Annotated in this window: 8 protein-coding genes; 6 read left to right on the forward strand and 2 right to left on the reverse strand. The window is 73.0% G+C overall.

What is annotated here, in order from left to right:
* Both OZN99_RS18220 and OZN99_RS18225 read left to right on the forward strand, forming a co-directional pair.
* Window positions 1–373, forward strand: a 373-nt coding sequence (locus tag OZN99_RS18220) for a cell wall hydrolase (protein WP_270936690.1), incomplete at its 5' end; no start/stop codon positions are given.
* An 11-nt stretch (window positions 374–384) separates the two neighbouring features.
* The gene (locus OZN99_RS18225) at window positions 385–762 is read left to right on the forward strand and encodes a DUF952 domain-containing protein (protein ID WP_270936691.1); all 378 of its coding nucleotides are present in this window, start codon (window positions 385–387) and stop codon (window positions 760–762) included.
* On the opposite strand, the gene OZN99_RS18230 is transcribed toward OZN99_RS18225, so the two are convergent.
* Window positions 738–1,607 (reverse strand): DMT family transporter, encoded by an 870-nt coding sequence (locus tag OZN99_RS18230; protein WP_270936692.1) that lies wholly within the window; start codon window positions 1,605–1,607, stop codon window positions 738–740. The two genes, OZN99_RS18225 and OZN99_RS18230, sit on opposite strands and share 25 nt — an antisense overlap.
* A 203-nt stretch (window positions 1,608–1,810) precedes the next feature.
* Between OZN99_RS18230 and OZN99_RS18235 the strand changes: the two genes are divergently transcribed.
* The 4 genes from OZN99_RS18235 (at window position 1,811) to OZN99_RS18250 (ending at window position 8,772) form a co-directional block, all read left to right on the forward strand.
* Window positions 1,811–2,875, forward strand: coding sequence for a quinone-dependent dihydroorotate dehydrogenase (locus tag OZN99_RS18235; RefSeq protein ID WP_270936693.1), 1,065 nt, complete (start codon window positions 1,811–1,813; stop codon window positions 2,873–2,875).
* Complete coding sequence (locus OZN99_RS18240) at window positions 2,872–3,720, forward strand: TIGR01459 family HAD-type hydrolase (protein ID WP_270936694.1); 849 nt, start codon at window positions 2,872–2,874, stop codon at window positions 3,718–3,720. Before OZN99_RS18235 ends, OZN99_RS18240 begins: the two co-directional genes overlap by 4 nt.
* A gap of 163 nt (window positions 3,721–3,883) precedes the next feature.
* Window positions 3,884–7,459, forward strand: a complete 3,576-nt coding sequence (locus tag OZN99_RS18245; RefSeq protein WP_270936695.1) for a Calx-beta domain-containing protein — start codon at window positions 3,884–3,886, stop codon at window positions 7,457–7,459.
* An 83-nt stretch (window positions 7,460–7,542) separates the two neighbouring features.
* Window positions 7,543–8,772, forward strand: coding sequence for a multidrug effflux MFS transporter (locus OZN99_RS18250; RefSeq protein ID WP_270936696.1), 1,230 nt, complete (start codon window positions 7,543–7,545; stop codon window positions 8,770–8,772).
* On the opposite strand, the gene OZN99_RS18255 is transcribed toward OZN99_RS18250, so the two are convergent.
* A partial coding sequence (locus OZN99_RS18255) for a divergent polysaccharide deacetylase family protein (RefSeq protein ID WP_270936697.1) occupies window positions 8,773–9,647 on the reverse strand: 875 nt, incomplete at its 5' end.

The raw sequence follows: 9,647 nt of genomic DNA on the forward strand, positions 1-9,647 counted from the left end.
CGAGGCGCAGGGCCGCCCCGTGCGCGCGCTGGAAGCGGTGGCCTGCGTGGTGATGACCCGCGTGCGCCTGGCGGCGCGGCCCGGCGGGCCGACGCATTTCGGGCAGGGGGTGGTCGGTGTCTGCCGCGCGCCCTTTCAGTTCGCCTGCTGGCTGCCCGGCCATCCGCGCCGCCACGCCATCGCGGAGCTGCCGGACGGCGCCGAGCTCGGCCCCTGCCGCCGCATCGCAGCGCGGGCGCTCGCCGGGGCGCTGCCCGACCCGACGGAGGGCGCGACGCACTACCACACCGACGACCAGCTGCCGCGCTGGGCGCTGGGCCTGGTGCCGACGACTGAGCTGGGCGGGCTTGTCTTCTACCGGCTGATCGCGTGAATGCAGGGGGCATGGAACGCATTCAGACCCCAGCGCCGGAGGCGCGGATCTACACGCTGGTCCGCGGCGAGGACTGGCGCGCCGCCGAACGCGCCGGCGCCTATCGCGGCAGCGCCGACGATGCGCGCGATGGCTTCCTGCACTTCTCCACCGCCGCCCAGGTGCGGGAGAGCGCGGCGAAGCACCGGCGCGGCGAGCCCGACCTGTGGCTCGTGGAAGCGGACACCGCGCGTCTCGGCGACGCGCTGAAGTGGGAGCCGGCGAGCGGCGGGAAGCGGCCCGGCCTGTTCCCGCACCTCTACGGCCCGTTGCCGATCTCCGCCGTGCTGAGCGCCACCCGGCTGCCGCTGCGGCCGGACGGCACTCACGACTTTCCCGCCGGGTTCTGAGCCGCCTCCCGCTCGCTCATCACGCAGGACAGCACGACGACCGCCGCGCCCAGCAGCAGCGGCCAGCCCGGCAGGTGGCCGAACAGCACCAGGTCGTAGGTGGTGCTCCAGACCAGCCCGGAATAGCCGAAGGGCGCCAGCCGCGCGGCGGAGGCGTGGCGGAAGGCCTCCGCCAGGCAGGCCGTGGCGGCGCCCACCAGCACGCCGTTCACCACCATCAGCGCCAGCGCCCAGGCCTCGGGCGCGCGCCAGTGCCACAGGCCCGGCCCCAGCATCGCCAGCAGGCCCAGCAGCGCCGGCCAGACCAGCACGCGGGCCATGCCGGGCTCCAGCCGCAGCGAGCGGTTCAGCACGAAGACCAGCGCGTAGCAGAGCGTGCCGCAGAAGGCCCAGAGATAGCCGATCGCCGCCCCGCCCGCGCCGCCCAGCAGCCCCGGCGCCAGCCCGATCGCCACGCCGCCGAAGCCCACCGCCACCCAGCCCCAGGCCGTGCGCGGCACCGCTTCCTTCAACAGCAGCGCCGCCAGGGCGAGGACGAAGAAGGGCGCGGTGAAGAACACCAGATAGCCCTCCACCAGCGGCAGGTGGCTGAAGGCCAGGAAGAAGAAGGTCGCGCTGCCCAGCATCGCCACGGCGCGGACCGCATGGATGCGCGGGTGCCGCGTGCGCAGGCTGCCGCCCCAGCCCGGGATGGCGGCCCGCAGCGCGAAGACAACGGCCAGGATGGTGGCGAAGCGCACCAGCAGCACCTGCCAGACCGCGTAGTCGGCCGAGAGGGTCTTGCTGATCGCGTCCAGCAGCCCGAACAGCCCGATCCCGGCGAGCATCAGGATCGGGCCCTTCATGGTGCCCTCAGGCGCCGGGCGCCGCCTCCGGCGGCTTGGCTTGCGCGCCTACGCACTGTCTCGCCGGTCCATTCGGTTGCGTTGCGCGCGGGGCCGCTTGCGCGGCCCGGCCTTCAGGTGGGGCGGGCTGCTTGGGGCAGCCCTGCCCCGCGGTCAATGCGGCTTCCCTTGCCGGCGCGGGCGGGGCACACACCTGCCCTGCGATGACCCCCCGCCTCGCCTCCATTCTCATGCCGCTGATGCGCGGCGTGGACCCCGAACGCGCGCATGACCTGGCGCTGCGCGCGCTGCGATTCGGCCTGGCCGGGGCCGACCGATCGCCGGACGATCCCATCCTGGCCATCCGTGCCCTGGGCTGCGAGTTCCGCAACCCGATCGGGCTCGCCGCCGGCTTCGACAAGTCGGCCGTGGCGGTCGGGCCGTTGATGCGGCTGGGCTTCGGCTTCGTGGAGGCCGGATCCGTCACGCCGAAGCCGCAGATCGGCAACCCGAAGCCACGCCTCTTCCGCCTGGTCGAGGACCGCGCGGTGATCAACCGCATGGGCATGAACAATGCGGGGATCGCGCCCTTCCGCGCCCGCATCGCCGCCCTGCCGCGGCCGCGCCCGGCCGTGCTCGGCGTCAACATCGCGATCAACAAGGACGGCGCCGCGCCGCTGCGCGACTACCCCGCGCTCTACGAAGCCGTGGCGCCGCTGGCGGATTATGTCGCCGTCAATGTCTCCTCCCCCAACACGCCGGGGCTGCGCGACCTGCAGGGGGAGCGGCAATTGTCCGAGATCCTCGCCGCGCTGGCCGAAACGCGCGCGCGCATCGCCGGCCCGCGCCCGCCGATCCTGGTGAAGATCGCCCCCGACCTCTCGCCGGCCGCGGTGGAGCCGGTGGTGGAGGCCGCGGTGACCCACGGCATGGACGGGCTGATCGTCTCCAACACCACCATCACGCGCCCGGGCCTGCGCAGCGGGCAGCGCGGACAGGCCGGCGGCCTCTCCGGCCCGCCGCTGCGCGCCATGTCCACCGAGTTGCTGAAGCGCGTCGCGCGGCTCTCGCGCGGGCGCGGGCTGACGCTGATCGGCTGCGGCGGCATCGGCTCCGGTGCCGATGCCTATGAGAAGCTGCGCGCCGGCGCCTCCCTGGTGCAGCTCTACGCCGCCTTCGCCTATGAAGGGCCGGCGCTGATCCCGCGCATCAAGCGCGAGCTGGCCGCGCTGCTGCGCCGCGATGGCGTGCGCAGCGTGGGCGACATCGTGGGTGCCGACATCCGATGAAGATCCTCGACGGCATCGCCCCGCTCGCCGAGCGCTACGACGGCTTCATCCTGGACCTCTGGGGCGTGGTGCATGACGGCCGCCGCCCCTACCCCGGCGTGGCGGAGGCGCTCGGCGCGCTGAAGACGCGCGGCAAGCGCGTGGCCTTCCTCTCCAACGCGCCGCGCCGCGCGCATGTGGTGGACGCGCTGCTCACCGGCATGGGCCTGGATCGCGCGCTGTGGGACGCCACCGTCACCAGCGGGGAAATCGCGTGGCGGCTGCTGGCCGGCACGCATGGCTATGGCCGCCGCGCGCTGCATATCGGGCCGGAGCGCGACCTCTCCACCGTGGAGGGCCTCGACATCGACCTCGTCGCCGACCCCGATGCGGCGGAGTGGGTGCTGAACACCGGCCCCGACCCCGAGCGCGGCAACGGCGCGGTCGAGCCCTACCGCCCGATGCTGGAAGCCTGCGCCGCGCGCCGCCTGCCGATGCTCTGCGTCAACCCCGACCGCTTCGTCATGGTCGGCGAGCAGCGCGTGATCTGTGCCGGCGCGCTGGCGGATCTCTACGTCGCTTTGGGCGGGCCGCCGGCGAAGGAGGTCGGCAAGCCGGACCCGGCGGTCTATGCGCCGGTACTGGACGCGCTGGGCATCGCGGAACCGGCGCGGATCGTCGCCATCGGCGACAGCCCGCACACCGACCTGGCCGGCGCCCAGGGCGCGGGCATCGACGCGGTCTGGGCGCTGACGGGGCTGGCTGCCCATGCGCATGGCGCGGCGCCCGATCCCGCGCGGCTAGCGCAGGTCGCCGCGGCGGAAGGCGTGCGCTCGATCGCCGCACTGTCGGGCCTGCGCTGGTAGCCTCGGTGCCCGTGTTGAAGGACGGTTAAGTTTTCGCCGGAGGCGGAACAGACCGGGAAATCGCGTCCTGCGCCCGCTTCTGCGCTGGCGCCGGCTTTGCTAGCCGTTGGCTGCGCGCAACTCTCGTGATGGCGCGCAGCACGCGCCGAATCGGGAGAGGCACATGACCGTCAACGCAGGCGACATCGCGTTCATCGGCGCGAACTCCACCGATCCGGACCAGTTCGCCTTCGTCACACGCAACGCCATCGCCGGCGGCGACTCCTTCTTCGTCACCGATGGCGGCTTCATCCCCACGGGCGGCAACGACAGCGGCCTGGGCTCCACCACCTTCCGGCCGACCGAAGGCTTCCTGAGATACACCGCGCCGGCCGACGGCCTGCCGGCGGGCGCGGTCATCCTGGTGAACACCGCCAGCGGCTCGCTTGGCGCGGTGCGCAACGGTGGCGGCGACGCCGGCACGGTGGAGGCGCTGGCAAACGGCGCCGCCAGCCCGAGCAGCACGGCCTTCGCGCTGGCCGCGGCCGGCGACCAGCTGACCGCCTACACGGTCACCGGCGGCACGCACCTGACCGGCGACCCGACGCTGATCGCCTTCATGGATTTCGGCAGCGGCGCCTACACCGGCAGCGGCAGCACCAGCGCCTCCAATATCCCGGTCATCGCGGGCGGGCAGGTGCTCGACCTCGGCAACTTCGACAACACGATCCTGACCGTGAGCAGCGAGGATCCGAACGCGCTGACACTGGTCCAGCTCAACGACGCCCTCAACTTCGCGCAGCGCGAGACGACCCGCTGGGACCTCACTCTGCTCGGCGTCGAGGGCGCCAGCATCACCATCGACGACGTCAGCGTGGCGGAAGGCGATGGCGGCTTCACCACGATGACCTTCACCGTCAGCCGCAGCAACGCCGATGCCGCCTTCACGCTGGATTTCGCCACGACCTTCAACGGTACCGCGACGGCGGGTGCCGACTTCCTCGCCGCCAGCGGCACCCTGACCTTCGCCGCGGGCGGCGCACTGACCCAGACCATCCCGGTGGAGATCCTCGGCGACACGGAGACCGAGCCGAATGAGCAGTTCGCCGTCATCCTGAGCAACCTGGTCGTCAGCGCGGGCAGCGCGACCCTCGCCGACAACCGCGGGGTCGGCACCATCACGAATGACGACGTGACGCTGACCGAGATCTGGCAGGTGCAGGGCGCTGGCCACAGCTCGCCGCTGGCCGGCCAGCGCGTGAACGTCGAGGGCGTGGTCACCGCGGTCGCCGCCAACGGCTTCTACCTGCAGGACCCCACGCCCGACGCCGGCGCCGGCAGCGAGGCGACGTCGGACGCGATCTTCGTCTTCACCGGCACCGGCGCCGCCATCCTGTCCACCATTGCGCCCGGCGAGACGCTGCGCGTGCTGGATACGCTGGTCTCGGAGTTCCGGCCCGGCAACGTCGCCAACAACCTGACGATCACCCAGCTCTCCGGCGCGGCGAGCTATGTGGACCTCGGCGGCAGCACCACCGTTGCGCCGGTGGTCTTCGGCACCGACCGCTCGCCGCCGGCCGGCGCGATCGACGACGACGGCTTCGCCAGCTTCGATCCCGCAACCGACGCCATCGACTTCTTCGAAAGCCTGGAGGGCATGCTGATCGAGCTGCCCGCCTCCGTCGCCGTCTCTCCCACCGCGCGCTTCGGCACCAGCGAGGAGATCTGGGTGGTGGTGCCCGGCACCGGCGACGGCAGCCCGGTGACGCCGGACGGCGCGCCGCTGCTGCGCCCGACCGACGCAAACCCGGAGCGCATCCAGCTCGATGACCTGGTGAATGCCGCGGTGAACCTGCCCGACGTGGACATCGGCGCGCAGCTCGGCGGCGTCACGGGCGTGCTGAGCTACGACTTCCAGAACTACGAGCTGCTGCTGCCCGCGGCGCCCACCGTGCTGGCACCGTCCTCCGTCGCGCCGGAAATCACGACGATCACGCGCGATGCCCGCCAGCTGACGGTCGCCACCTACAACGTCGAGAACCTGGACCCCGGCGACGGCGCGGCGAAGTTCGCGCGGCACGCGGCGCAGATCGTGGACAACCTCGGCGCACCGGTGATCGTCGCGCTGCAGGAGGTGCAGGACAACAACGGCGCCACGAACGACGCGGTGGTGGCGGCCGACGTCACGCTGCAGACCCTGGTGGACGCGATCGCGGCGGCGGGCGGGCCGGCCTATGCCTTCGTCAACGCCAACCCCGTGGACGACCAGGACGGGGGCGAGCCCGGCGGCAACATCCGCACCGCCTTCCTCTACCGCGCCAACCTCGTCACGCTGCTGGACGCCAACCCGGACGACCTGGGCAGCATGGTGCGCCGCCTGCTGGACACCAACCTGGCGGACGGCGACGCCTTCCAGGCCAGCCGCAAGCCGCTGCTGGCGCAGTTCGACTTCAACGGCCAGGTCGTCACGCTCATCAACAACCATTTCAACTCCAAGGGCGGCGACAACGCGCTGTTCGGCAGCGTGCAGCCGCCCGTCCTGTCGAGCGAGGTGCAGCGCGAACAGCAGGCGGCAATCGTCCGCGCGGAGGTGGCGGCGCTGCAGGCCGCCGATGCGCAGGCGAAGGTCGTCGTGCTGGGCGACCTCAACGACTTCGCGTGGTCCGACCCGAACCTGGTCCTGACCGGCGCCGGGCCCGGCCAGCTCTTCGACCTGGCCGAGGCGCTGCTGCCGGAGACCGAGCGCTACAGCTACAACTTCCAAGGCAACGCACAGTCGCTGGACCACACGCTCGTCAACGACCTGCTGCTGAACGGCGCAGCGCCGGCCTTCGACATCGTGCACGTCAACAGCAGCTTCGCCGACCAGGCCTCCGACCACGATCCCGCGGTGGCGCGCCTGGACTTCCGGGCCTTCGGCGAGCGGCTGGTCCTGGGCGATGGCGACGACGTGGTGAACGGCGAAGGCGGCGACGATTCGCTGTTCGGCGAGGGTGGCTTCGACCGGCTCTTCGGCGGTGAAGGCAACGACTCGCTGGATGGCGGCCTCGGGCCGGACCGCATGCTCGGCGGCACCGGCGACGACAGCTACGTCGTGGACGACACGCTCGACCGCACCATCGAACTGGCCGGCGAGGGCTTCGACACCGTGTTCGCCAGCGTCTCCCTGCGCCTCGGCGCGGAGATCGAGGCAGCGATCCTGGCCGGCCTCGGGAACGTCCAGCTCATCGGCAACGCGCTCGGCAACGCCATCGCCGGCAATGCCGGCGACAACCGCATCCTGGCCGGCCTCGGCGACGACACGGCGGATGGCGGCGCAGGCCTCGACCGCATCTTCGGCGAGGACGGCGCGGACAGCCTCGTCGGCGGCGAAGGCGACGACCTGCTGAATGGCGGCGAGGGCGCGGACACGGTCGATGGCGGCACGGGCCGCGACCGCCTGGCCGGCGGCGCGGGCAACGACGTCTTCCTGTTCGGCGGCCTGCCGGGCGAGGCGGATGTGGTGCTGGACTTCGCCGGCGGCGACCGCATCGGCGTCGTGGCAGCCGGCTTCGACCCGCTGCTGGAGACCGGCACGCTGGACGGGGCGCGCTTCGAGAGCAACGCGACCGGCTGGTCCAGCGCGCCCGCCCTCGGCATCTTCGTCTTCGAGGCGGATGCCGGCCGCCTCTGGTTCGACGGCGCCGGCGACGGGCGGGACCTGGTGGCCATCCTGCGCGGGGTCGGCACGCTGTCGGCCGGCGACATCCTGGTGGTGTGACAGAGTCGGCGCAGCCGACACGGTTTCGTGAACCCGGCAGGGCGCTGTCGCCGGCGGACGGGCGGGAGTAGCGTCCCGCCCCCGTGAGCCCCCGCGACATCGCCGCCGAACCCCTCGCCGCCGCGCGACCAGCGCCGGCGCGTCCGCGCCCGCCGATCTGGCTGCTGGTGGCGATGATCGGCATCGGCCCCTTCACCATGCAGGTGCTGGTGCCGGCGCTGCCGGCCATGGGCCGCGACCTCGGCGCCAGCACCGCGACCATCCAGCTGACGGTCACGCTCTACCTGGCCGCGGTCGGCATCGGGCAGCTGATCTACGGCCCGCTGTCGGACCGTTTCGGACGGCGGCCGCTGCTGATGGGCGGTCTGGCGGTCTATGCGCTGGCCAGCCTGGGCGCGGCGCTGGCGGCGGACGTCCTCGGCGTGGTCGCCATGCGCATCCTGCAGGCCTTCGGCGCCTGTGCCGGCGTGGTGCTGGCGCGCGCGGTGATCCGCGACGTCTGGCCGCGGGACCAGGCGGCGAGCGTGCTGGGCTACGTCACCATGGGCATGACCATCGCGCCCATGCTGGCGCCGGTGATCGGCAGCCTGCTGGAGATGGCCTTCGGCTGGCGCGCCATCATGCTGTCCTGCCTGGCCTTCGGGCTGCCGCTGGCCTGGCTATGCTGGCGCCGCCTGCCGGAGACGCTGCCCGCGCCGCAGAAGCTGCCGGGCCTGGCGGCGATCTGGACGGCCTATCGCAGCCTCTGGGCGCTGCCGGCCTTCCGCACCAATGCCACGCTGACCGCCAGCGCGACCGGCGTGTTCTTCGCCTTCCTGGGCGGCGCGCCCTATGTGGTGGTGCAGGGCATGGGCTATTCGCCGCTGACCTTCGCGCTGGCCTTCGCCGCCGTCTCCGTCGCCTTCGCCTTCGGCAACTGGATCGCCGGCCGCTACGCGATGCGGCTGGGCACCATGCTGCTGCTCTCGATCGGCGTCTGGACCTGCACCCTCGGCGCGCTGCTGGCGGCCGCGCTGATGCTGGCGCTTCCGGCGCACCTGCTCTCCTTCTTCCTGCCCATGGCCGTGGTCGCCACCGGCAACGGCATGACGCAGCCCAGTTCCATCGCCGCCGCGCTCAGCGCCCGGCCGCAACTGGCCGGCACCGCCTCCGCGCTGGTCGGTGCGATGCAGATGGGGTTCGGCGCGCTCATGACCTTCGTGGTTGGCCTGCTGGAGTTCGGCGCGGGCCTCGGCACATCGCTCAGCATGGCGGGCGCGGGCATCGGGGCCTATCTGGCGCTGCGCGGCGCCAGGCGCGCCACGCCGCCCTGATCAGCGCGCCGCCTGCTCCGCCGGGCGGCGGATCAGCACGCTGACCGGCGCGATCACCAGGCCGCGCGCGTCCAGGCTCGAGGCCCATCCCGCGATCGCCGCCACCACCGACGGCACGGGATCGTTCGCCAGGCCCAGCGCGGACCCATTCTGTCGCGCCACCGCCTCCAGTTCCGCCAGGCGCCGCTCCACCTCGGCCCGCACGGCGGAGGGCTCGTCCAGCAACACGTCCACCGGGCGGCCGAAGGCGCGCGCGGGCTGCGGCGCGCCGGGGCGCGGATCCACGTAGAGCAGGCCACGCCGCGTCAGGTTCGCCTGCAGGGTGGCCAGCAGTTCGGCATTCGCGGCGAAGCGCTCGCCGCGCATGCCGCCCAGCCCGCCGATGGCGCCCACCTGCCCCTGGATGCGGGAGAGCGCCCAGTCCAGCCGGTCCAGGTTCTCGCCGATGTTGAGGCTGGTCAGCAACGCCTGCGGGCCGGGATCGGCCTGCGGGCCGAAGCCCTGCGGCTCCAGCGGCAGCGCCACCAGGAACTCCATGCCGCGCGCGCGGGCGCGGTCCAGCAGCGGCTCGGTGCGCAGCGCATAGGGGCTGAAGGCCAGGGTGACACCGGGCGGCAGGCGGCGGATCGCCTCCTCCGAATGCTGGGCGAAGAGACCCATGTTGTTCACGACGATGCCGATGCGCGGCCGCCGGTCCTCCCGGTCGAAGGGCCGCGCATAGGTGCGGATGGAGGACCGGCCCTCCGGCCCCAGCCGCGGCACCGGCCCGTGGCGGGAGGGTTCGAGCAGCTGCGGATCGGGGGGCGCGATCACCGGGTTCGCGGCAGGCGCCGGCGCCGCGGCGCTGGCGAGCGGCGGCGGCTCCGGCGCGGCGG

Origin of the sequence: Falsiroseomonas oryzae, from assembly GCF_027856955.1 — a bacterium.
Lineage (GTDB): Bacteria > Pseudomonadota > Alphaproteobacteria > Acetobacterales > Acetobacteraceae > Falsiroseomonas > Falsiroseomonas oryzae.